Annotated in this window: 21 protein-coding genes; 12 read left to right on the top strand and 9 right to left on the bottom strand. The window is 70.5% G+C overall.

Annotated elements, in window-relative coordinates:
- The first annotated feature begins 37 nt into the window (after positions 1–37).
- Positions 38–667 (top strand): hypothetical protein, encoded by a 630-nt coding sequence (locus tag ACWDNU_RS12840; RefSeq protein WP_449668936.1) that lies wholly within the window; start codon positions 38–40, stop codon positions 665–667.
- A gap of 7 nt (positions 668–674) precedes the next feature.
- Here ACWDNU_RS12840 and ACWDNU_RS12835 read toward each other — a convergent pair whose 3' ends face one another.
- Positions 675–1,442, bottom strand: a complete 768-nt coding sequence (locus tag ACWDNU_RS12835; RefSeq protein ID WP_449668935.1) for a hypothetical protein — start codon at positions 1,440–1,442, stop codon at positions 675–677.
- Positions 1,439–2,314 (bottom strand): ABC transporter ATP-binding protein, encoded by an 876-nt coding sequence (locus ACWDNU_RS12830; RefSeq protein ID WP_370932798.1) that lies wholly within the window; start codon positions 2,312–2,314, stop codon positions 1,439–1,441. Before ACWDNU_RS12830 ends, ACWDNU_RS12835 begins: the two co-directional genes overlap by 4 nt.
- Before the next feature lie 150 nt (positions 2,315–2,464).
- Between ACWDNU_RS12830 and ACWDNU_RS12825 the strand changes: the two genes are divergently transcribed.
- Positions 2,465–3,202 (top strand): 3-oxoacyl-ACP reductase family protein, encoded by a 738-nt coding sequence (locus tag ACWDNU_RS12825; protein WP_449668934.1) that lies wholly within the window; start codon positions 2,465–2,467, stop codon positions 3,200–3,202.
- Here ACWDNU_RS12825 and ACWDNU_RS12820 read toward each other — a convergent pair.
- Positions 3,199–3,936, bottom strand: a complete 738-nt coding sequence (locus tag ACWDNU_RS12820) for a TetR/AcrR family transcriptional regulator (protein ID WP_370932799.1) — start codon at positions 3,934–3,936, stop codon at positions 3,199–3,201. The two genes, ACWDNU_RS12825 and ACWDNU_RS12820, sit on opposite strands and share 4 nt — an antisense overlap.
- A gap of 341 nt (positions 3,937–4,277) precedes the next feature.
- Here ACWDNU_RS12820 and ACWDNU_RS12815 point away from each other — a divergent pair, with 341 nt between their 5' ends.
- Positions 4,278–5,150 carry a ribokinase gene (locus ACWDNU_RS12815; protein ID WP_449668933.1) on the top strand — a complete coding sequence of 291 codons (873 nt, stop codon included), beginning with the start codon at positions 4,278–4,280 and terminating at the stop codon, positions 5,148–5,150.
- A 192-nt stretch (positions 5,151–5,342) separates the two neighbouring features.
- A complete protein-coding gene (gene ptsP / locus ACWDNU_RS12810) occupies positions 5,343–7,016 on the top strand; it encodes a phosphoenolpyruvate--protein phosphotransferase (protein WP_449668932.1) in 1,674 nt (557 codons plus the stop codon).
- Between the two features lie 58 nt (positions 7,017–7,074).
- Here the strand turns inward: ptsP and ACWDNU_RS12805 are convergent, their stop codons facing one another.
- Positions 7,075–7,737 (bottom strand): DUF1707 SHOCT-like domain-containing protein, encoded by a 663-nt coding sequence (locus tag ACWDNU_RS12805; protein ID WP_370932803.1) that lies wholly within the window; start codon positions 7,735–7,737, stop codon positions 7,075–7,077.
- A 228-nt stretch (positions 7,738–7,965) separates the two neighbouring features.
- Here ACWDNU_RS12805 and ACWDNU_RS12800 point away from each other — a divergent pair, with 228 nt between their 5' ends.
- On the top strand, positions 7,966–8,862 hold the full coding sequence (locus ACWDNU_RS12800; protein WP_449668931.1) for a hypothetical protein: 897 nt from the start codon (positions 7,966–7,968) through the stop codon (positions 8,860–8,862).
- Between the two features lie 9 nt (positions 8,863–8,871).
- Here ACWDNU_RS12800 and ACWDNU_RS12795 read toward each other — a convergent pair whose 3' ends face one another.
- Genes ACWDNU_RS12795 through ACWDNU_RS12785 form a run of 3 tightly spaced genes read right to left on the bottom strand, consistent with a single transcriptional unit; the run spans position 8,872 to position 11,902 of the window.
- Positions 8,872–9,528 carry a response regulator gene (locus tag ACWDNU_RS12795; protein WP_449668930.1) on the bottom strand — a complete coding sequence of 219 codons (657 nt, stop codon included), beginning with the start codon at positions 9,526–9,528 and terminating at the stop codon, positions 8,872–8,874.
- Positions 9,525–10,661, bottom strand: a complete 1,137-nt coding sequence (gene macS, locus ACWDNU_RS12790) for a MacS family sensor histidine kinase (protein WP_370932808.1) — start codon at positions 10,659–10,661, stop codon at positions 9,525–9,527. The genes ACWDNU_RS12795 and macS overlap by 4 nt, the downstream gene beginning before the upstream one ends.
- A complete protein-coding gene (locus tag ACWDNU_RS12785; RefSeq protein WP_370932810.1) occupies positions 10,658–11,902 on the bottom strand; it encodes an AI-2E family transporter in 1,245 nt (414 codons plus the stop codon). Before ACWDNU_RS12785 ends, macS begins: the two co-directional genes overlap by 4 nt.
- 300 nt (positions 11,903–12,202) lie before the next feature.
- Here ACWDNU_RS12785 and ACWDNU_RS12780 point away from each other — a divergent pair, with 300 nt between their 5' ends.
- Complete coding sequence (locus ACWDNU_RS12780) at positions 12,203–13,237, top strand: hypothetical protein (protein ID WP_449668929.1); 1,035 nt, start codon at positions 12,203–12,205, stop codon at positions 13,235–13,237.
- Between the two features lie 191 nt (positions 13,238–13,428).
- Complete coding sequence (locus tag ACWDNU_RS12775; RefSeq protein WP_449668928.1) at positions 13,429–16,557, top strand: PE-PGRS family protein; 3,129 nt, start codon at positions 13,429–13,431, stop codon at positions 16,555–16,557.
- 82 nt (positions 16,558–16,639) lie between these two features.
- On the opposite strand, the gene ACWDNU_RS12770 is transcribed toward ACWDNU_RS12775, so the two are convergent.
- Complete coding sequence (locus ACWDNU_RS12770) at positions 16,640–17,419, bottom strand: dioxygenase family protein (protein WP_449668927.1); 780 nt, start codon at positions 17,417–17,419, stop codon at positions 16,640–16,642.
- 103 nt (positions 17,420–17,522) lie between these two features.
- Here ACWDNU_RS12770 and ACWDNU_RS12765 point away from each other — a divergent pair, with 103 nt between their 5' ends.
- A complete protein-coding gene (locus ACWDNU_RS12765; RefSeq protein ID WP_449668926.1) occupies positions 17,523–18,056 on the top strand; it encodes a YciI family protein in 534 nt (177 codons plus the stop codon).
- Positions 18,057–18,059: 3 nt separating this feature from the next.
- Here ACWDNU_RS12765 and ACWDNU_RS12760 read toward each other — a convergent pair whose 3' ends face one another.
- Positions 18,060–19,238, bottom strand: coding sequence for an MFS transporter (locus ACWDNU_RS12760; RefSeq protein ID WP_449668925.1), 1,179 nt, complete (start codon positions 19,236–19,238; stop codon positions 18,060–18,062).
- Positions 19,239–19,319: 81 nt separating this feature from the next.
- Between ACWDNU_RS12760 and ACWDNU_RS12755 the strand changes: the two genes are divergently transcribed.
- The 4 genes from ACWDNU_RS12755 to ACWDNU_RS12740 are packed head-to-tail and all read left to right on the top strand — an operon-like array spanning position 19,320 to position 21,622.
- Positions 19,320–19,679, top strand: a complete 360-nt coding sequence (locus ACWDNU_RS12755) for an ArsR/SmtB family transcription factor (protein ID WP_449668924.1) — start codon at positions 19,320–19,322, stop codon at positions 19,677–19,679.
- Between the two features lie 60 nt (positions 19,680–19,739).
- The gene (locus tag ACWDNU_RS12750; protein ID WP_449668923.1) at positions 19,740–20,240 is read left to right on the top strand and encodes a TetR/AcrR family transcriptional regulator; all 501 of its coding nucleotides are present in this window, start codon (positions 19,740–19,742) and stop codon (positions 20,238–20,240) included.
- Positions 20,241–20,253: 13 nt separating this feature from the next.
- The gene (locus tag ACWDNU_RS12745) at positions 20,254–20,604 is read left to right on the top strand and encodes a hypothetical protein (RefSeq protein ID WP_354735803.1); all 351 of its coding nucleotides are present in this window, start codon (positions 20,254–20,256) and stop codon (positions 20,602–20,604) included.
- Positions 20,605–20,608: 4 nt separating this feature from the next.
- Positions 20,609–21,622, top strand: coding sequence for an alpha/beta hydrolase (locus ACWDNU_RS12740; RefSeq protein WP_449668922.1), 1,014 nt, complete (start codon positions 20,609–20,611; stop codon positions 21,620–21,622).
- Positions 21,623–21,626 lie beyond the last annotated feature (4 nt).

Here is a 21,626-nt window from a genome sequence, read left to right as displayed (position 1 = left end):
GCCCGGGCGGCGTGCCCGGGCCGGTACTGTGCTTTCCGTGCGTAACCGAGCGATCACCGCGGTAATTGTCGCAGTGGCGGCAGTGCTTTCCGGGTGCGCCATCGCGCCTGCTCCGCCGCCGGGGAAACCCGCGCCGCGGCTGCCGGCGGATTCGATCGCTTACGACACGCTGCCGGTCATCACGAGCCGGCCGAAGCTGTTCCCTGGCGACTGTTCGCAGTTCGAGAAGAACCCGGCGTTGCTGGGCGCCCTCGGCGGCAGTTCCCCGATGTACAACCCGTATGCCAAGGCCTGCGTTATGAAGCGGTCGGCGGGCACGCAGGTCGAGGTCGGCTCGATGGACCCGGACCAGCGCATCCCGGAGCCGTGGCCCGGCTGGTGGAAGGTCTACGACTACAGCGTCCACCACTTCCGCCGGATGCTGGTGCTGGACCGCTACTACGCGGTTTCCCAGCTCCAGGGATACGGCTGCGTGGTCGCGGTGAACACCGGTTCGCTGCAGGTCCTCACCGTCCGGGTCGGCACCGAAGCAGGCAAGGGCCCGGTCCCCGGCGACAATCTCGACGTCGATCGCCAGACCGCTCAGCTGTTCTGCCCGGACGCGCAGAAGGCCGCCGAGGACTACCTGAACACGGTCGACCCCGGCGGCGGCTCGCTGGCCGGCTGACCCGCGGTCACGCCGCTTCTCGTGTGCCCGCCCGCCAGATCGCGACCCCGGCCAGGCCGATCCACACCACCAGCGACGTCGCCAGCGCGACCGGTCCGTGCTTGGCGATCCCCGCGAGCTGCCGCGCGGGTTCGGCCGGATCGACCCATCCCGCGTAGTCGATGCCGCTCTGCAGGAACACGAACAGCAGCGACAGCAGGACGTAAGCGGTGATCGATCCGGCGGTGTTGGGGATCAGCCAGCCGATGGTGACCGCGAGCAGGGTCATGCAGAACCCGCCGAGCAGAATCGTCGCGACCATCGCGCCCGGCCGGGCGTCGAGCAGGAACTGCGTGTCGTATCCGTCGAGCTGGCTTCGGTAGTAGGTGAAGGTCATCAGCAGGTTCAGCCCTGAAGTGACCAGCCAGACCCCGATCGCGATGGTGGCCTGCGCGAGCACGTAGCGCAGCCGCGACGGCTGGGCGAGCAGGGTCGGCTGCGCGCTGCGGTAATGCCATTCCGCGGCGATCAGCTTCACGAGCACGACGTTCATCAGCACCGCGCCGAGCCGGATCGTGAGGAATATCGGCAGCAGTTGCTTGTCGAGCGTGTAGTCGCGCAGTCCGCCCTGCAAGAACAGCAGCGACAGCGCCACCAGCAGGATCGGTGCCGAGATCACCAGGATCTTGTCCGCCACCGTCGCGGTCATCTTCCGCAGTTCGACGCCCACCACGGTGCCGAACGACGCGCGCCGCTGCGCCGGGGCCTGCCACGCGGGCGCCTGCGCCGGGATCATCGGGCTCCTCCAGTGAGCCGGAAGAAAAGCTCTTCCAGGTTCTGCTGTTCCTCGCGCAGTTCCAGTACCTGCACGCGGGCGGCGAACGCGAGGTCGGACACCTGTTTCATCGGGGCGGCGACGGACACCCCGTCCGCGCTGGTCTGGCGCAGTTCGAGCCTGGCGTTGTGCAGCGCGGAGGTCAGCCGGGGCAGGTCGGCGGTGCGGATGAGCGTGCGGGCCGGTCCGGCGAAGCTCTCCAGCGGACCGTCGGCTACGACGCGGCCCTGGCCGATCATCACCACGCGGTCCGCGGTCTGGTCCACTTCGGACAGCACGTGGCTGGACAGCAGCACGGTGCCGCCGCGCTGGGCGTACCCGCGCAGCAACTGCCTGGTGGAGCGGATGCCGTCCGGGTCGAGGCCGTTGATCGGTTCGTCGAGGATCAGCACCGGCGGATCGCACAGCAGCGCCTGCGCGATGCCGAGCCGCTGCCGCATGCCGAGGCTGTACTTGCCGATCCGCCGGTTCGCCGCGTCGGAGAGGCCGACCTGCCCGAGCACCTGGTCCACCCGCGCGGCGGGCAGCCGCATCAGTTTCGCGGCGTTGCGCAGGTGATGCCTGCCGGTGCGGCCGGGGTGCACGGCGGACGCGTCGAGCAGCACGCCCGCGACGTGCGCCGGGTTGGGCCACTCGCCGAAGCGGCGGCCGGCGATGGTCGCGGTGCCGGACGTCGGCGTGGTCAGGCCGCAGATCATCCGCAGCGTGGTCGATTTCCCGGCGCCGTTCGGCCCGAGGAACGCGGTCACCGTGCCCGGTCGCAGGCTGAACGACACGGTGTCGACCACCCGGCGTTGGCTGTAGACCTTCACCAGCTCTTGGACGTGCAGCAACCCCTCCCCCTCCCCTTATCCCTGGCCGAAGTTTGTCACACGCTGTGGCCGCCCGGGTGCGGAATCGAACCGCCACGACCGAAAGACGCCAGCTTCGCCCGCCGTCCGGCGCTTCGATGGTTGAAAGCGAAACAAACTGAAAGGACGGACATGAACCTCGACGGCAAAGTGGCGCTGGTGACCGGCGGCAGCCGCGGAATCGGTGCGGCGACGGCCACGCGGCTCGCCGAGGCTGGGGCGGACGTGGTGCTCACCTACACGGTGAATGCCGAGCAGGCGGCGGAAGTGGTCGACCGGATCAAGGCGCTCGGCCGCCGTGCGCTCGCGGTCGGTGCGGACAACGCCGATTCGGCGGCGGTCGAAGCCGCGGTGGAAGCGGCGGTCGCCGAGTTCGGGCGGCTGGACGTGCTGGTCAACAACGCGGGCGTCGGTTTCGTCGGGCCGCTGGAGCAGACCGGGATGGACGACGTCGACCGCGTGCTCGCGGTGAACGTGCGCGGGGTTTTGGCCGCGACGAAGGCGGCGGCGAAGCACCTCGGCGAGGGCGGCCGGGTGATCACGATCGGCAGCTGCGTGACCGATCGCGTGCCGGGACCGGGAATGGTGCTGTACGCGGTCAGCAAGTCCGCGATGGTCGGGCTGACCAAGGCGCTGGCCCGCGAACTGGCCGCGAACGGCGTGACGGTGAACCTGGTGCACCCGGGGCCGACCGACACGGAAATGAACCCGGCCGACGGCCCGTACGCAGCGGACCAGGCGTCGATGACTGCGGTCGGCCGGTACGGCAAGCCCGCGGAAGTGGCCGACACGGTGGCCTTCCTCGCCTCGCCGGCCAGCGCGTACGTGACCGGCTCGACCATTTCGGTCGACGGCGGCCACGCGGCCTAATCGCTGTAGAGGCCGACGTCGCGGGCTAGGTCGGTGAGCATGGCCTCGAACAGCACGTCCGGCTTGGACACCGGGATCGGGTAGTTGCCGAACACCTCAAGGGTGACGTGGCCGTAGAGCCGCGCCCAGAAGGTGATCATCAGGTAGGTGAGCCCGAGGTCCAGCTTCTCCGACGGGATTTCCCGCCCGGACTCCTTGAGCACCGTGAGCAGATCCTGCTGGAACGCGGTGAGGTCGTCGCGGAGTTCGGGCGGGACCACGTCGTTCGGCGGCATGACCAGGTCGTGCTGGGCGAGCACGTGACCGGCCGCGGCGAGGAAGATCTTGCCGAACGGCTCGTCCAGCCTGCGCAGCGCGCTGCCGGTCGCGGTGCCGGTGGCCCCGGTCGGCGACGCGAACACCAGCGTGAATTCCTTGGTGTGGGTCAGCGCCCAGCGGCGGAAGCCTTTGCAGATCTGGAACAGCTGCAGCAGGCCCTCGTCCTTCAGCTCCGCGATGTCCTCGGCGAGTTCGGCGGCGAGGTCGGTGCAGACGTCGAGGCGGAGGTTCTCCAGCAGGTCGTCGCGGGATTCGTAGTAGCGGTACAGGGCCGGTGCGGTGATCCCCAGCTCCCGGGCGATGGCCCGCAGCGTCACGGCTTCCGGACCCTGGCCTACCAGCAGTTTCCGCGCGGTCCGGCGGATGTCCGATTCGGTAGCCGCTCGCGCGCGACCCCTGCGTGTGGGGCTGCTCATTCGGGCAGTCTAGGTGGTCTGGACACCGATTCAGGCGCTGGCGCGCGAATCGGGTCGGTGCCGACGCCGATCACTCGGGGGGCTACGTGATCGGCGCCGGCGACCCGATGCCCTCCCCGGTGCGCTTCCGGTCGGGGCAACGTCATCGGCTCAAGGCCAGTGACGCTCGAAGAAGAGCGAAGGCCGCCGCAGAAGTGACGCCTGGGGGATACGGATCCCCCGATCGAGTGACGGCCAGACGCTGTTCCGCCTGATTGTCGCACTGAGCGCCGAGAAAGTTACAAACGCTTTCACTTTCGGGCACAGATGGCGGAAAGGACGGGCCGTGGCAGAGTAGCGGCATGAGTGCTGCGGTACTGGTAGTCGGGTCCGCGAATGCCGATTTGGTGGTGCCGGTCGACCGGCGCCCCGGCGGCGGCGAGACGGTGCTGGGCGGCGACACCGCGTTGTCGCCGGGCGGCAAGGGCGCGAATACCGCGGTCGCGGCGGGAAAACTCGGCGCGGACGTCGCGTTGCTCGGTGCGGTCGGCGACGATCCGTACGGTCGAATGCTGCGGGATTCGTTGTCGAATGCGGGTGTCGATACGCAATTCGTTCGTACTGTTGATCGGCCTACCGGAATCGCCTACATCACCGTGACTCCGGACGGGGAAAACTCAATCCTCGTCTCCCCCGGCGCGAACTCCGCGCTGGAACCCGGGGACATCACCGACGAGGCGCTGGACGGCGCCGGTGTGCTCGTCGCCTCGCTGGAAGTGCCGCTGCCGACGATCGAGCGTGCGGTGGTGCGGGCACGCGAAAAGGGCGTGCGAGTGCTGCTGAACCTCTCCCCGGCGGCCGAGGTGTCGCCGGAAACGCTGGCCGCGCTGGACGTCCTGCTGGTCAACGAGCACGAGGCCGCCTACCTGCTCGGCTCGGAGGACGCTGACCCGCGCAAGCTGCTCGAACTCGGTCCGCGCGCGGCCGTGGTCACCCTCGGGGCCAAGGGCGCGGCGGTCATTGAGGGCGACAAGTCGACAACGGTCGAGTCGCCCAAGGTCGAGGCGGTCGACACGACGGGTGCGGGCGACGCGTTCGCCGGTGCGCTGGCCGCTGCTCTCGCCGACGGCGCTGACCTGGCCGAAGCCGCTCAGCGGGCGGTGAAGGTGGCTGCGGTGACCGTGACTCGGCATGGTGCTCAGCCGTCCTATCCGACCGCCGCCGAGCTGGACTGACTCACCCCCGGGCCGGGTCGCGGACCCGGCGGAGGGCTGGGGTTTCCGGCAGACTTTGCGGGGCCGGTCGCGCGGAACTGGCCCGCGCGCGGTGGCACGAGGAGGTGCGTCCGGTGGTCGAACGGGTGCGAAATCGGGAAACGGGTGCGGCGCCCCGGCAGATCGCCGCTTGCGTGAGCTATGGTCTAGACCATGTCTGAGAGTGCCGCCGCTCCGGCCGAGTCCGCTGCCGGTTCCTCGCTGACCGGGGTCGCGGTGAGCCCCGGACGCGCGAGCGGACCCGTCGTGCGGGTCGCCGAGCCGCTCGGGGAACCCGCCAGCACGCCCGCGCCGGACGACCCGGCGGCGGAGGCGGCCCGGATCGAGCCCGCCGCGCAGGCGGTCGCCGCGCGGCTGGAGGCGCAGGCCGAGGCCGCGACCGGGGAGGCCGCGACGATCCTGATCACGACCGCCGCGATGGCCGCCGACCCGGCGCTCGCCGCTCAGGCTCAACAGCTGGTGACGGCGCGGAACCTACCCGCGGCCCGCGCCGTCTACCAGGCCGCCGAAGGTTTCGCCGACGCGTTGGCGGCCGCTGGCGGATACATGGCCGAGCGGGTCCGCGACGTCCGGGACGTGCGCGACCGGCTCGTCGCCGAACTGCTCGGCGTCGCCCCGCCCGGGGTGCCCGAGCTGGCGTCGCCGAGCGTGCTCGTCGCCCGCGACCTCGCTCCCGCCGACACTGCCGGGCTCGACCCGGCGAAGGTTCTCGCGCTGGTCACCGAGGAGGGCGGGCCGACGAGCCACACCGCGATTCTCGCGCGGGCGCTGGGAATTCCGGCGGTCGTCGCGGTGCGCGGGCTGCTGGCTTCCGACGCGAAGGCGCTGTCGGTTGACGGCGACACCGGCGTGATCGAGGCGGTCGACCCGTCCGCGCCGATCGTCACCGCCGCCGCTTCCGGCCCGGCTGAGTGGAACGGCGTCGGCGAAATGTCCGACGGGCACCGGGTGAAGGTGTACGGCAACGTCGGCTCCCCGGCCGACGCGCAGGCCGCCGCGGACGCGGGTGCCGAGGGCGTCGGACTGTTCCGCACCGAGTTCTGCTACCTCGACGCACCGGCCGAGCCGTCCGTCGAAGAGCAGCGAAAAGCTTATGCCGCAGTGCTTTCGCCGTTCCGCGGAAAGCCGGTCATCGTGCGCACGCTGGACGCGGGCGCGGACAAACCGCTCGCGTTCCTGTCCCCGGACGACGAACCCAACCCGGCGCTCGGCGTTCGCGGCCTGCGGATCGCGTTCGACCGGCCGGAGGTGCTCGACCGGCAGCTGGAAGCCATCGCGGGCGCGGCGGAGGATTCCGGCGCGGAGGTTTCGGTGATGGCCCCGATGGTCGGCACCGTCGAGGAAGCCGCGTGGTTCGCCGAGCGCGTGCGCGCCGCCGGGATCGCGCGGGCGGGCGTGATGATCGAGATTCCCGCCGCCGCGCTGCTGGCGCGGGAAATCCTGGGCGTGGTCGATTTCGTGTCCGTCGGCACCAACGATCTGGCCCAGTACACCTTCGCCGCCGACCGGCAGCTCGGCGCGGTCGCGAAGCTGAACGACCCGTGGCAGCCCGGATTGCTGCGCCTGCTGAAGCTGATCGGCGACGCGGCAGAAGCGACCGGCAAACCGGCGGGCGTGTGCGGCGAGGCGGCGGCCGACCCGCGGCTCGCGCTGGTGCTGGCCGGGCTCGGTCTGACCAGTCTGTCGATGAACGCCCCGGCGGTCCGCGCGGTCGGCGCGAGCCTGGCGACGGTGTCCCGGGAGCAGGCACGCGAGATCGCGGCGGCGGCGCTGGCCACCGCCGATCCGGCCGCCGCGCGCAAGGCCGTCGCGGAGGCGGTTGCCTAAGCAGGGGACGCCGGATCCGGGTGAGAGATGGGGTACCGGATCCGGCGCCGGACGCTGGTCAGCCGAAGATGCCCCGCCGAGGGTGGCGGATGACCAGCGAGCCTCCGTGGATGCGGCCGGTCAGCACGTAGCGCGGAGTGCCCGCGCGGCCGTTGCTGCCGGTCTTGTCGTCGAGCGAACCGAACTTGATCTCGGTGATCGAGTTGTAGTCCACCGCCGCGTGCGGCGGGATGATCAGCTCGACCGAACCCCACTTCGAGTCGAGTTCGATCTGTACCACCGGGGTGGCGACGCGGGCCTCGGTGAAGTCGAGCTTGGTGCTGCCGTACTTGTTGCGCACCACCATCGCGGCCGGGACCTGCCACGGGCCGCTGCGCTGCAGTGACGAGTACTTGGCGTTGAGCTCGAGCCGCCTGCCGAGCCCGTAGTTCGGGCCGTAGCCGGGCGGTTCGGGCAGCGGCGCGTACTGCGGGGCCGCGCCGGGGTGGACCAGCCCGGGCAGGTCGGCGAGGACGGTGTTGAGTTCGCCCCTGGTGCGGGCCGCGAGCGCCTGGTCGGTGCGTTCGGTGAACTCGTCGAGGGTGAGCATCCCCTGCCCGATGGCCTTCTGCAGCACCCCGACCACGTGTTCGCGCTCGTCGTCGGACACCCGGATGTCGCGCTCGGTCAACGGCTTGGTCTCGGTCGCGGGCTGCGCGGCGATCGTCTCTTCCTCGGCCATGGCTTCGATGGTAGAACTCGATTTCCGCTGGCAGATCGGGGAAAAACCCTGAACGGACCCGTACTCCGCGCGACGGTCGCCCTGGTCGCGGCCTGCTGTCTGCTGACGTCCTGCACGAGCGGCGCTCCGGCACCCGCTCCGGTCACCTCGTCGGCGCGCCCGACTCCGACCACACCCCCGCCCACCGGCCTCGACGGCGGCGTCGCCACCGGCGGCATCGGCGTCGAGTTGTTGCTGGCCACGTCGCCGCCCACGGTGTTCGACTCCGACTCCGGCGTGCGCGGCGCGATGCCTGGCGTTCCCGGCGGGCAGCGTGCGGTGTCGTTGCTGCGCGTCGGCCACACCCCGGTCGTGCTGACCGGGCCGATCTGCTCGCAGGCCGCCTGCGATCCGGCCGAGGTGTACGTCTACCTGGGGCTTTCGACTCCGCGGTCGCTCGGCAAAGCGGTGAGCGCGGCCCCGGGCGCGGACGGTGCCAGCGTGTGGCTGATCCGCGAGGACGGACCGGACCTCTGCCGGTTGGAACACGTCGCGCTCACCGGTGCCTCGTTCGGCCGGGGCACCGTGGCGTCGTGCCACACGCTCGTCCGGGTGGAAACGTCGCACGGGTTGCTGATCACCGTCGGCGGCGGCACCGCGGAGACGGTCGACGTCCTGATCGACCCGGCCACCGGGCGCACCGTGCAGCAGTCGCCGCGCATCCTCGCCGCGGTCGGCGACCGGCTCCTTCTCGGCGGCCTCACTGATCTGACCGTGCTCGACCTGCGCAGCGGAGCGCGGAAACCGGTGACCCTGCCGGTGCCGCAGCCCAATCCGTCCGTGCTGCCCAGCCGGGACGGCACCGTCGCCGCGGTGGATTTCGGCACCCCGTCGTTCGCCGGAACCGGCACGCAGACCCGCGATCTGTGGCTGCTGAACCTGACCGACGGCACCTGGCAGCAGGCACCCTCGATGCCGTACTCGACGGAAAACCTGAAGCATTCCGGCCTGGAGTGGACGGAGGCGGGCGACCTGGTCCTCGACGACGGGGTGGTCGCGGCGTGGCATCCGGGCGAACCGGCCTGGCGGCTGGGGAAGGCGAAACTCGCCCCGGCGCAGCAGGCCGCCGGGGTCGCGACCTCGTGACGTTCGAGGTCAGTCCTCGTCGAGCCCGTGTTCGATCGCGTACCGCGCCAGCTCGACCCGGTTGTGCAGCTGAAGCTTTCGCAACGTCGACTGCACGTGGTTCTCCACGGTCCGGTGCGACAGAACAAGCCGCTCCGCGATCTGCCGCGCGGTCAGCCCCTTCGCGACCAGCCGGAGCACGTCGGTCTCCCGATCGGTGAGCCGCGGCGGTTCCGGCGCGCCGTCCGGAACGTCGGCCATCCGCCGGTACTCGCCGAGCACCAGGCCCGCCAGCCCGGCGGTGAACACCGGATCGCCGTCGGCCGTGCGGCGCACCGCGTCCACCAGCTCCGCCGCGGACGCCGATTTCACCAGGTAGCCCGAGGCGCCCGCCTTCACCGCTTCCAGCACGTCGCTGTGCTCGCCGCTGGCCGAGAGCACGAGCACGTGCGTGTCCGGCGCCGCCGCGGTGATCTCGCGGGTCGCCTCGACGCCGGACGTGCCGCCGAGGTTCAGGTCCATCAGCACCACGTCCGGGCGCACCGCGCGCGCGATCCGGATCGCCGCCGGGGCGTCCGGGGCGGTCGCGGCCACCTCGAACCCGTTCTCGCTGAGGTCGCGGGCCACGCCGTCGCGCCACATCGGGTGGTCGTCGACCACCATGACCGAGATCGTCCGTTCCGTCATCGCCCGTCCCTCATCGTGGCTGGCACCCGCACTTCCCACTCCGTGCCCCGGCCGGGAGCGCTGTCCAGCACCGCGGTCCCGCCGAGGTCGGCCACCCGGCCGCGAATCGACTTCACTACCCCGAGCCGGCCCTCGGCCGCCGCTCGCTCCAGCCTGCCGCCCTCGATGCCCGGCCCGTCGTCGCGGACGCTCACCACGACCTCGTCGCCGAGGTCTTCCAGCAACACCCAGGCGTGCGCGTCCGGACCAGCGTGTTTCTCCACGTTGGCCAGCGCTTCCCGGGTGATCGCGAGGAGTTCCTCGGTGACGTGCGCGGGCAGGTTCACCGTTCCGGCCGGCGTCGAGACCTGCACCGACGTGGTCGACAGCAGCTGCAACGCCGAACGGAGGTCCGCGGTGTCGCCGGAGCGCGTCGGTTCGCTGGTCACCAACGCGCGCAACGCGATCTCCTGCTCCCCCGCGAGCCGCGCCAGCTCCGCTGCTTCGCCGCCTACTTCGAGACCGCGACGCCGTACGCGCGCGAGAACCTGAAGCACGCTGTCGTGAATCGAGCGCGCGAGCCGTTCACGCTCGGCCGTCGCTGCTTCGGTGCGAAGGGCGCGCGCGAGCGCTTCGGCGGAGCTACGCGCGAGCGTCGCGGCCATGCCGACAAGGAGGCCGCTCGCGCACAACAGCACGCCGTCACGGATGACGTCGATGTCGACGTGCCAGCGTGCGACACCAGTCCCTACTGCCACGACGAGGCCCGCCGATACGCCGAAGCGCGCGCCGAAGCGCGTTGCCACCGCGATCGGCGCTACCGCTGCCCACACCGTGGTGATCAACGGCGTGGTCGGGTCGGCGAACTGCGCGTCCGACAGGATCCACGGAGAGGTGAGCAAGAGCGCTGTGGTGAGTACGAGGTCAAAGATCACCAGCCAGCGGTGCCGTCCGTTCTCGCGCAAGTACGCCAGACTCGCCACGACAGACCACACGGCCATCACGCCGATGACGAGCCACGCCAGCCACGGCCGCTGGAAGCCCGGGTGGTGCGCGATCGCCACGGCCAGCGCGAACAACCACGTGACGACGCGCAGCACCACGACACCGCGCCACAGCGGTGCCACCGGGTCTCGGACGGATCGAACAGTCACTTCTCGTCTTCGCCGGAGCCGGCGTCCTCGTCTTTCTTGTCCTTGCCGGACTTGCCCGGCTTCTTGCCGTCGTCGCGGTCCGGCGCGTCGTTCGGGTACGCGGCCTTGCTGTGCAGCGCGTCGACGGTCGCCGGATCGGGATCGTGTTCGTGCAGCAGCGACCGGACCCCGGAGTTGAGCACGGCCAGCAGCGGCACCGCGAGCAGCGCGCCCGCGATGCCCGCGGCGACTAGGCCGGTGGCGATCGCGAGCACCACCGCGAGCGGATGCAGCCGCACCGCGCGGCCGAGCAGCAACGGCTGCAGCACATGGCTTTCCAGCTGCATCACGCCGATCACGATGGCCAGCACGACCACCGCGCCGATGATGCCCTTCGACACGAGCGCGATCAGCACCGCGACGCCGCCGGTGATCAGCGCGCCGATGATCGGGATGAACGCGCCGAGGAACACCAGCGTCGCCAGCGGGATCACCAGCGGCACGCCGACGATCCACAGCCCGATGCCGATGCCGACCGCGTCGACCACGGCCACCGCCGCCGTCGCGCGGATGTAGCTGACCAGCGACGCGAACCCGCGCCGTCCCGCCACGTCCACCCGCGAACGCACCCGCGTCGGCACGCCGCGCACCAGGAACGACCAGATGCCGTCGCCGCCGGCGAGGAAGAAGATCGTGACGAAGAGCGTCAGCACGAAGCCGGTGAGGATCTCGCCGACGGTGCCCGCGGTGGTCAGCGCGGTGGTGGTGATCGACGCCTGGTTGTTCTGCAGGAAGCCGATGGCCTGGTTGATGAAGTCCTGGATCTGCTCCTGGCGCAGGTGCAGCGGACCGTTGATGAGCCAGTCCTTGATCTGGTTGAGGCTCGTGGTCAGCTGTTGCTGCAGTTCGGGAAGGCCACTGGAGAACTGGGTGATCACGAAGGTCAGCAGCCCGCCGAGCACGGCGAGCCCGGCCACGAGCACGATCGCCGTGGCGAGCCCGCGCGGAAAGCGGATCTGCACGAGCCGCGACACCGCGGGGGCCAGCAGCGCCGAAAGCAGCAGCGCGATCGACACCGGCACCACGACCGACGCGAGATAGCCCAGCAGCCACACCACTGCGTACAGCGCGGCGATCACCACGATGAACCGCCACGACAGCGCGGCGGACACGCGCAGGCCGCGCGGGATGAAGCCGGTGACATCGGCGACTGGTTCGGAAAGGGACGGTTGTTCGCGTTGTCCGCGCCCAGGCTGGCTCACGGGGACAACCGTATCGGCCCTGTCGACGAAAACCGGGCGGATCGCCCAGCCGCCGGCGCGAATCACCGCCTCGCCGGTGCCACGCGAACCGACTCGGGAGTAACCGGCCGTCTTCTCCGGGGATGACCCATCGTGAGACCCGGCCACACTCTGTGTTGTTCACACGATGGTGGCATCAAGCCGTGTCAAGGATGCGCGGCGGGCCGGAAATTTGGTTGTCTCGGTTTTGCACCACCGCGGAACTGTGCCGTTCCGCCCGAAAACCGAAATCAATTTTTACCCCTTGAGGAGAAATCACCTGTGACGAACGACGCTGTGCACGAGAGGCGGGGCGCGACGCGCTTCGGCCGTCTCGCGTCGCGTGCGTTGTTCGTCGTCGGCGGCGCGCTCGCGGCCACCGCGGCCGCGTGGACCGTCTCCTCTTCCGCCGCTTCGGCGGACACGGTCGACGCGAGCGTCACGCCGGTCACCGACGCGACGGCCGCCGGAATCGGCGACGTCACCGACGGCGCGGCCCGGTTCGCGGGCGACGTCACCGGTGCGGCGCAAGGGCTTTCGTCGTGCGGTCAGGGTGCCACCACGTGGTCTGAACCAGGCACTGCGCGGCCCACCTGCTCGCTCAGCCAGCTCGGCAGTCCGCACCGCGACGACCTCGCCAGCGGCCAGGAGGCCGCCGGAAAGGTCAGCACCGCGGTCAGCGACCTCGGCCAGCACGCGGTCGTCAAGCCGGTGGAGCGCACGCTCGGCTCGCTCGAACACATCGCGCGCAAGCCGCAGGACGCGCGCCAGGTGATCGCCGACGCGACCACCCCGCCGCCCGCCGCGCAGGATTTCGGCCGGAAGCTGTGGGATCTGCTCGACCCGAGCGCTCCCTCGAACCTGGTCGACCTGCCGAAACTGCCTTCCGCTCCGGCCCCCGGGTCCGAGCAGGTGCCCGCGCCGGGCATTCCCGAGCAGCCCGCCGAGGCGGACCAAAACCTCGGCGCCGCGGCGATGACCACGTCCGACGCACTGCAGTCGGTCTTCCCGTCGATGGACGCGCAATCCGTCGACCCGGTGCAGGGCGTCGAACTGCCCGCGAAGCACCACGGCGGCGACCGCGGCCTGCCCGGCGCGCCGTTCTCCCCGGCGCAGCTTCCCGCCGCGCCGCTTTCCATCCCGAACTCCCCGGCCGGTGGCAGCACCGCGCCCGGCGGACACCTCGACGGACTGAACTTCGGCGTCCCCTCCTGGGTCGTCGCCGCCGTCGACAACGCCGTGGCGGGTTCGACCCGCATCGGCCTCGCGCACACGCCGCGCACCCCGGGCGAGCAGCCCGGCGTCACTCCTGACTGATCCACTTCACCCGCGGGGTCTTTGACGCACCCTCGGACACCTTTGTGTGCCGTTGCCGTCATCGACAGATATCCCGCGGGTTTTTCGCGCGCTGCGCAATTTCCGCGCACGCATTCCCCGGTGCATTCCCGAGAGTCAGGGAGCACCGCCACGAACCCGCAAGGGACCCCGATATGAAGGAGAAAAATCCCATGCAGACCTGGGCAAAGCGCGGACTCCAGACCGCGTTGGTCACGGGTGGGTTGCTGATGCTGGGCACCGGCATCGCCTCGGCCGACGAGAACGTGAACCCGGACACCCCGGCCTCCCCGCTGGATCTCAACGTCACCGTCCCGATCGACGAAGCCAACAACGCGATCGGCACCCCGCTCGGGCAGGTCGACCTGCCGGCGCACCACAACGAGATCAGCACCAAGCCCGTCACCTCCGCCGTCAAGGGAGCGCTCGCCTCGGCGAAGACGCCCGGCGGCTCCGCGGGCAGCCTGACCGACAGCCTCCCGAAGACGGACGCGCCCCGGCAGATCACGCCGACCCACGACGCGTTCAAGGGCAACAAGGTCAACGGCGACGTCGTCGTCCCGATCCAGATCGTGGACAACGCGGTGGGCGTCATCGGCGACGCGCACGTGCAGGGCGGCGACCACAGCCAGACCTACAACCACAACCAGGACGTCGCGACCGACGGCAAGTACTCGGGCATCGCGGGCAACGTCGTGGCGCTCGACTACGCGCTCCCGGTGCAGATCGCGGGCAACGGCGTCGGCCTGGCCGGCGGCAGCGGCGCGGTGCACGGCGGTTCGGCGCACCAGAGCACCACCGAGACCGGCAACGTCGACACCACCGGCAAGGGCTCCGGCCTGTCCGGCAACGTCGTCGGCGGCCAGTTCGCGACTCCGGTCCAGGTGACCGGCAACGCCGCGTCCTGGATCCTCGGCAACGCCTACAGCGGCGGGTACAACGCCGACACCACCGCCACCTCCGGCGGTTCGATGAAGTCGAACGGCAAGGGCGCCGCGGGCAGCGGCAACGTGGTCGGCGCGCCGATCGCGCTGCCGGTCAAGTTCAACGGCAACGCCGGCGGCGTGTGGGGCTCGGACGCCGACTCCACCTCCAACTCCTCGGCCGACGCCAAGGCGGGCGACACCCGTCCGGGCAGCCTGAACGGCACCCCGACCTACCTCGAGACCGACGGGGACCAGTCGTTCCTGTCCGGCAACGCCGCCGCCGCGCAGGCCAGCCCGGTCGCGAACGTCGCGTCGGTCGCCGGTTCGTGGATCGGCAACGCCACCACCGGCCAGGCGCTCGACCGTCAGGCCTCGTCCTCCACCCACGAGACCACCGCCACCTCCGGCGGCTTCGTGAAGACCAGCGGCAACGACGCCGCCGGTTCGGCCAACGTGGTCGACCCGGCAGTGGCGCTCCCGGTCGAGGCGTGCGGCGTCGGCGGCACCTACATCGGCCGCGCGGTCGCCAACTGCGACAACACCACCACCGCGACGTCCGGCGACGGCAGCTACACCCGCGGCAACGGCTCGACGCTGACCGGCAACATCGTCAACACCCAGATCGCCGGTGCCCCCGAGGTGCACGGCATCGGCGGCAGCCACATCGGCAACGCCTCGGGCACCTCGACCGAGACCAAGACCGTCACCGCGGGCAACTACGACGGCAGCCAGGGCAACGACTCGTCGGGCTCGGGCAACATCGTGCAGGTCCCGGTGGCCGCGCCGGCCGAGGTCTTCGGCGTGGGCGGCTCGTTCATCGGGCAGGGCTCGGCCGACGGCTCCGAGACCAAGGTCGTGAAGGCGGGCGGCGGCGGCAACACCGCTGACGACAACGGCTTCCTCAGCTCGAACCTCGCCACCGCGCCGCTGTCCACCCCGGTGCAGCTGTTCGGCATCGGCGGCTCGTTCGTCGGCCAGGGCCACGGCAAGTCCAGCAACGACACCACCTCCACCGCGGGCAACGACGTGCACGCGACCGGAGCGAAGGGCGCGGGCGCGGGCAACCTCGTCGAGGCTCCGGTTTCGCTGCCGGTTCAGGGCCACGGCGTCGGCGGCTCGGTCGCCGGCATCGGCACCGGCATGTCGGACAACCTGACCGACTCGAAGGCGGGCGGCAACGCCAGCGCCGACGGCAAGGACGGCGCGCTCGCCGGCAACATCGTCAAGGCTCCGATCGCCGGTGCCGGCTCGATCTTCGGCGACGGGGTCGCCGGGGGCGCGATCGGCCACGGCACCGCCACCAACGACGTCACCTCGACGGCGGGCGGCGACGCCCTCACCGACGGCGACGGCGGCGCGGTCGCGGGCGACATCGTTGGCGCGGACGCGGCTCCGGTCGCGCAGGTCTTCGGCGACGCGGTTTCCGCGGCGGGCGTGTCCTCGGGCGACGCCATGAACAACACCGTCGTCACCGACGCGGGCAAGGACACCACCTCGGGCACCGAGGGTTCGATCTCGGGCGACATCCTGGACCTCCCGGTCCCGGCTGTGGCGCAGGTCTTCGGCGACGGGGTCGCCGTGGGCGGCGTGGCGCACGCGGTGGGCGACAACGTCACCGACGTGACCGACGGCAACGACGCGACCAGCACCGACGGCACCGGCGAAGCCCTCTCCGGCTTCGACTACTACCACCCGCTGGGTGCGCTGGTGCAGGTCTTCGGCGTGCCGCTGGAGGTGCTCGGCGTGGCTACCGCGCAGGCCCCCAACTCGACCGACGTCGAAGAGCCGCCCGCCATCGACGTGCCGATCGGCGGCGAGATGGGCGCCGACCAGCTCCCCGCGCTGCCCGCCATGCCGGGTCTGCCGGGCGGTTCCTCGGCCGCGCCGTCGCTGCCGTCTGCTCCGGCTCTGCCGGGCCTGGGCAGCCTGTCCACTGCCACCACGCTGCCCGCCCCGGCCCTGCCGGGCGCCCAGCGTGCCGACGTGCCGCAGGTCAGCGGACTGTCCGCGCTGAACCAGCTCAACCAGCTGAAGGGCGCTTCGGCGCTGCCTTCGGTTTCCGGGCTGCAGAACGGCATCCACCTGCCGTCGGCTCCGTCGGTTCCGGGTCTGCCCGGCCTTCCGGCTCTGCCGGGTGCGGGCGCCGAGCGCGCGGATGTTCCGGCCGTTCCCGCTCAGCTGCCGGTGAAGACCTCGCTGCCGACGCTGGGCCAGCTGCCCGCCTTCGCCGCGGTGCCCGCCGTTCCGGGCGCCCCGACGACGCTGCCGACCACGATGCCGACCGCTCCGGCCGTGCCGGCGATCGGTGACGCGACCGGCCCGCTGGGTGCGTTCCAGAAGCTGGCCGCGAAGGTGACCGGCATCTTCAAGAAGTGAACCGCTTCGCCTGAAGCGAGCCGGGGATAACCTCGGACGGGCCCGGAAGCCGTGTGCTTCCGGGCCCGTTTTTTGTGCTGGGTCAGGAGAATTCGAGCGACCGCTTCGCCAGGCCGTGCCAGAAACCGTCGATCACCGTGCGGCCTTCGCCCTCGGCCGAGCTGGCGCCGAGCGACACGAACAGCGGCGCGAAGTGCTCGATCCGCGGGTGCGCCATCGCGGCGGCGGGTGCCTTGTGCTGGAAGTCGAGCAACGCGTCGAGGTCGCGGTCGCGCAGCACCTCCTCGCCCCAGTGGTCGAATTCCGCGGACCATCCCGGCGGGGTTCCGTTGGCGCCGTTGACTTCCTGCATCGCGCGGAGGTTGTGGGTGAAGAATCCGCTGCCGATGATCAGCACGCCCTCGTCGCGCAGCGGCGCGAGCTTGCGGCCGAGGTCGTAGAGCGCCCGCGGGTCGAGCGAGGGCATGGAAATCTGCAGCACCGGGACGTCGGCGTCGGGGAACATCTCCACCAGCGGGACGTACGCGCCGTGGTCGAGGCCGCGGTCCGGGGCGTCGTGCACCGGGGTTTCGGTCGAATGCAGCAGCTTGCGCACCTGCGCGGCCAGCTCCGGAGCGCCCGGTGCGGCGTATTTGACCTGGTAGTAGCGCTCGGGGAAGCCCCAGAAGTCGTAGACGAGCGGGACCGTCGTGGTCGCCCCGAGCGTCAGCGGAGCTTCTTCCCAGTGCGCCGAAACGACCAGGATCGCGCGAGGTTTGGCCAGGTCAGCGGACCATCCGGCGAGCTGCCAGGTCCATTTCGCGTCGTCGGCGAGCGGCGGCGCACCGTGGCTCAGGTACAGGACCGGCGTGCGGTTCGCCATGACTGCCTCCGGTTGTTTGAAAGTTCAACTACTACCGTACGCCTGGTTCGCGGACTTGGCGAATTCGTCCTCGGCGGCCTGTCGGATGCGGGAAACTTCCCCGGTGAAGTTCTTCTGCTATCACCGCGACCGCCCCGGCTCCGCCGCGTTGCGCGCCGAGCTGATCGAAGCGCATTGGTCCTATATGGACGGTTTCGAGCTGATCGCGCGCGGCCCGACGCTGGACGGCGACACTCCGACCGGCAGCGTGCACATCGTCGACCTCCCCGACGCCGCCGCCGTCCGCGAATTCGCTTTCGCCGAACCGAATTACCAGGCCGGCGCCTACCGGGACGTCCTGATTCGCCGTTGGGACAACGCTCTCGGCCGCACCATGTGGGAATTCCCCGGCGATCCGGAGGCGGCCGGCCTGTATTTGGTGCTGGGCTTGGGTTCCGGCCCCGCCGTCGACCTCGAACCGTCCGCCACGGAGTCCTTGATCGCCTACGGCCCGCTGTGGTCCGACGACGGCACCGCCTGGCTCGGCACCGCGGCGCTGGTGCAAGCCGCCGACGCCGACGCGGCGCGCGGAATCCTTACTGCGGAACGCTATGCCGCGATCGAGGTGCACGACTGGCAACCAGGCGGCCGTCCCTGATCGTCAGCGGGCAGACCGCAACACGATTCCGGCAGCTGTCAGTGCGGCAAGTGCGACAACCGCGGCGAAAACCGTTGAGCCAGTAGCGATCCCGAGGGCGTCACTGAGGTATCCGGTGCCGACCGGCAGCAGTGCCGCCGGGAGGTAGCCGCCGAAGTTGAGCAGAGCGTTGGCTTCGGCACGCCTTCGCTCGGGCACGTGGGTGCTGATCAGGGTGAGCCCGCCGAGTTGGCCGAGCCCCTGCGCGGCTCCCGCGAGCACCGCGGTCACGACGATGGCCGCGATCCACTGCGCGTGCACGGCGACGAGCAACGCGGCCATGCAGGCGACTCCCGCCACTGCGCCAGTCAGCAGGATGGCACGAACCTCGAGCCGCTTCGCCGCGAACTGAACCGCAGTCGCCGCACCGAACATGACGAACGCGGTCGCTCCGGCGAGCAGGCGATTGCTGGTGCCGAGCACGTTGGCCAGCAGAGCCGGTCCAAGGGAAAGCACAAACGATGTCGACGTGATCCCCGGCGCGAAAACCGCGATCCCGAGCGCGACGTACTTGCGCTGCGCCCTTGGCACCGAAGGAACCCGGATCCAACCGCCCGCACCGGAAACGACCGGACGCCGCAACGGCAGCCGGATAACCACGACGGCCGCGCTGAGCAACAGCACGGCCGCGACCGCGAAGATCGTCACCGTCGGCCCAGGCAAAGTTTCCGACAGCGCCCCGGCCAGCAGCGGCCCAAGCCCGGCCCCGAACACCATCGCGGTAGACGCCGCGAGAGTCGAGGTCCGCGCGCGTCCAGGCCCGCCGACGTCGACCACCGCCGCCATCCCCGCCGACACCGTGATGCCGACCGCGATCCCCGCCAGCAACCGAGCGATCGCCAGCGCGAGCACCGACGTCGCGACGGCGAACAACCCGCAGGAGATCAGTGCGAGCAAAACCCCAGGCAGCACAACAGGTTTCCGCCCAAGCCGATCCGACGCGCGCCCCGCCACGAGCAGCGCGGCCAGCAACCCGGCGATGTAGGCCGCGAAGATCACCGTGAGCGTGCCAGCGGAGAACCCGAGCCGGTGCTGCCACAGCACGTACAGCGGGGTCGGCGCGTTCGAAAGCACGAACACCGCGGTGACCGGCCAAGCGGCAAGCCAAGGACTACCGACCCGCGAGGGTGCGACGACGGCCATGGATCCTCCAGTACGAGATTAGTCGAACTAGAATCTAGCAGTAGTTCGACTAATCTCGTACTGGAGTGGTTGAATGTGGGCATGCCCTCGGTGACCAATCCGGATGCCCCGCCCGCCGACCTCCCGTCGCCGCTGCCCGAACCGGCGCGAGAAGACCTCCGGCTGGAAACCGTCCTAGGCGCATTGAGCGACCCGTTGCGGCTGACGATCGTGCGAAAACTGCTGCTGGAGCGCGAGGCTTACGACCATCCGTGCGGCTGGTTCGGGTTCGACCGCCCGAAATCGTCGCTGACCCACCACTTCAAGGCTTTGCGCGAGGCGGGCGTCCTGCGCCAACGGCAATACGGGCTGGAACGCCGCAGCCGGGTGCGCATGGAGGACCTCAACGCGCGCTTCCCCGGACTGCTGGACCTGGTCGCGGAGTGGCAGCCCGCTTCTTAGCGCACTTTTGGGGAACGATCGTTCTTGACTGATCGTTCCCCAAAATTCTATAGTCGAGCCATGGGCAGGCGAAGGGCGTTCGACGAGGACGAGGTGGTGCGCGCCGCCGTGGGGTTGTTCGGTGGCCGCGCGTACGACGGAGTTTCTGTCGACGACCTCGTCACCCACCTCGGCGTGCACCGCAACAGCCTGTACAAGACGTTCGGCAGCAAACGCGGCCTCTACCTGATCGCGCTGCGCCGCCACCTCGCCGATGACGTCCGCCCCTTGACCGAAACGCTCGCCACGGCAACGGATTCCGCGACCGTGCTGCGCTCGATTAGTTCGGCCGACCTTGGTCTGCTCCTGCTCGCGGTGGTCGAACGAGCGCCGACCGACGAGGAAGTAGCCGCCGAAGTGGCCGCAGCCTTGGCCTCGCTCGACCAGGCAATCGCCGACGCGCTCGACATCTCCGCCGAACTGGCCGCTGCCCTGGCGGCTGCCGCACTGGGCCTACGCCTGCGCGGCAACCCCGACGGTGCCGCCGCCGCGCTGACTCATCACCTCGATCCCCTTAACTGACAAGGAAACAGCCATGGCACTGGTCTCCATCGACGGCGACGACCTCGTTGTCGTGATCGAAGGTCTCGACAAACTGTGGGCCTTCAAGAGCAGCCTGACCATCCCGCTGGACCACGTCCGCGGCGCGACCGCGGATCCCGGAATCGCCGCCGACCCCAAGGGAATCCGCGCGCCGGGCGCACACGTGCCCGGCGTGATCACGGCGGGTACGTTCCACCTCGACGGCGAAAAGGTCTTCTGGGACGTCAAGGACCCGTCGAAGGCCGTGGTGCTCGAACTAGCCGACGAGCGCTACGCCCGCCTGGTCGTCCAGGTCGACGATCCCCGCGCGACTGTCGCGCTGGTCGAGAACGCCTTGCGGTGAGCCGATGTTCACCCACCTCACGGCTGTCGTGCTGTCGTTGGCCGGCGTGACCGCCGCCCCGGTCAGCCTCGTGCCCGCCGCCGACCGCGAGATCGTCTTCACCATCGACGGGACGACGACGTACGGCACCCTGCACGTTCCCGCGCACCACACCGGGCAACGGCTGCGCGCCGCATTGCTGTTGCCCGGCAGCGGACCCACCGATCGCGACGGCAACCAATCGCACGCGTCCCCGAACACCTTGGCGCAGGTCGCCGACGCGCTCGACCACGACCAAGTCGCCACGCTGCGGTTCGACAAGTACGGCACCGGCCGCACCGGGCTCGGCGCTTATCGCGACCGCCCGGAACAGCTCGACTATCCAGCGTTCGTCCGGCAGGCGAAGGCCGCCTACGAGACGTTGCGCGACCAGCCGGAGACCAACCCGCACGCGCTGACGGTCGTTGGACACAGCGAAGGCGCGATGACCGCACTGCTGCTCGGCGGCACCGCCCACCCCCGTCCGACCGGCCTGGCACTGCTGCAGCCGCAGGCGATCCGCCTGCTGGACCTGGTCGCGCTGCAACTGCACACCCAGATCGCCGAGGCTGTCGCGCAGGGCCAGCTCACCCCGGAACAGCAGCACACAATCGACACGGCGATCGACGCCGCCGTCACCGCCCTGCGCGCACACCGACCGGTCGATCCCACCGGCCTGCCGCCCGCCGTCGCGCAACTCTTCAAGGCCTTCCAAGGACAGAACAGCCGCTTCGTGGACAGCGACGACGCCGTCTACCCGCCGGACACCGCAGCGGCCCTGCGACCGGGGACCCGGGTACTGCTGACCTGCGGCACTGCCGACGCCCAAGTCCCTTGCGCCACAACGGACGCCCTGACCGCCGCGCTACGCCGTGCGCACGTCAGCGGACCAGGCCGGGTGCCGCTGTCTGGGGTGGACCACCTGCTGCACGACGCCGACCACCCGGACACCCTCGCCCCGGCCGCGCTCGAAGCGCTGCACCGATTCGCGCGATGCTGACGCG

This window comes from Amycolatopsis sp. NPDC003676 (genome assembly GCF_053587275.1).
The sequence above is the reverse complement of the archived record's forward strand: the minus strand, read 5'-3'. Positions and strand labels throughout refer to the sequence as shown.

What these genes read in the sequence shown, in the direction of transcription:
- ACWDNU_RS12755 (WP_449668924.1), top strand. Translation starts at nt 19,320, where the DNA reads ATGCCCTCGGTGACCAATCCGGATGCCCCGCCCGCCGACCTCCCGTCG.
- ACWDNU_RS12740 (WP_449668922.1), top strand. Translation starts at nt 20,609, where the DNA reads ATGTTCACCCACCTCACGGCTGTCGTGCTGTCGTTGGCCGGCGTGACC.
- ACWDNU_RS12795 (WP_449668930.1), bottom strand. Translation starts at nt 9,528, where the DNA reads ATGACGGAACGGACGATCTCGGTCATGGTGGTCGACGACCACCCGATG.
- ACWDNU_RS12745 (WP_354735803.1), top strand. Translation starts at nt 20,254, where the DNA reads ATGGCACTGGTCTCCATCGACGGCGACGACCTCGTTGTCGTGATCGAA.
- ACWDNU_RS12770 (WP_449668927.1), bottom strand. Translation starts at nt 17,419, where the DNA reads ATGGCGAACCGCACGCCGGTCCTGTACCTGAGCCACGGTGCGCCGCCG.
- ACWDNU_RS12760 (WP_449668925.1), bottom strand. Translation starts at nt 19,238, where the DNA reads ATGGCCGTCGTCGCACCCTCGCGGGTCGGTAGTCCTTGGCTTGCCGCT.
- ACWDNU_RS12835 (WP_449668935.1), bottom strand. Translation starts at nt 1,442, where the DNA reads ATGATCCCGGCGCAGGCGCCCGCGTGGCAGGCCCCGGCGCAGCGGCGC.
- ACWDNU_RS12805 (WP_370932803.1), bottom strand. Translation starts at nt 7,737, where the DNA reads ATGGCCGAGGAAGAGACGATCGCCGCGCAGCCCGCGACCGAGACCAAG.
- ACWDNU_RS12820 (WP_370932799.1), bottom strand. Translation starts at nt 3,936, where the DNA reads ATGAGCAGCCCCACACGCAGGGGTCGCGCGCGAGCGGCTACCGAATCG.
- ACWDNU_RS12775 (WP_449668928.1), top strand. Translation starts at nt 13,429, where the DNA reads ATGCAGACCTGGGCAAAGCGCGGACTCCAGACCGCGTTGGTCACGGGT.
- ACWDNU_RS12815 (WP_449668933.1), top strand. Translation starts at nt 4,278, where the DNA reads ATGAGTGCTGCGGTACTGGTAGTCGGGTCCGCGAATGCCGATTTGGTG.
- ptsP (WP_449668932.1), top strand. Translation starts at nt 5,343, where the DNA reads ATGTCTGAGAGTGCCGCCGCTCCGGCCGAGTCCGCTGCCGGTTCCTCG.
- ACWDNU_RS12825 (WP_449668934.1), top strand. Translation starts at nt 2,465, where the DNA reads ATGAACCTCGACGGCAAAGTGGCGCTGGTGACCGGCGGCAGCCGCGGA.
- ACWDNU_RS12750 (WP_449668923.1), top strand. Translation starts at nt 19,740, where the DNA reads ATGGGCAGGCGAAGGGCGTTCGACGAGGACGAGGTGGTGCGCGCCGCC.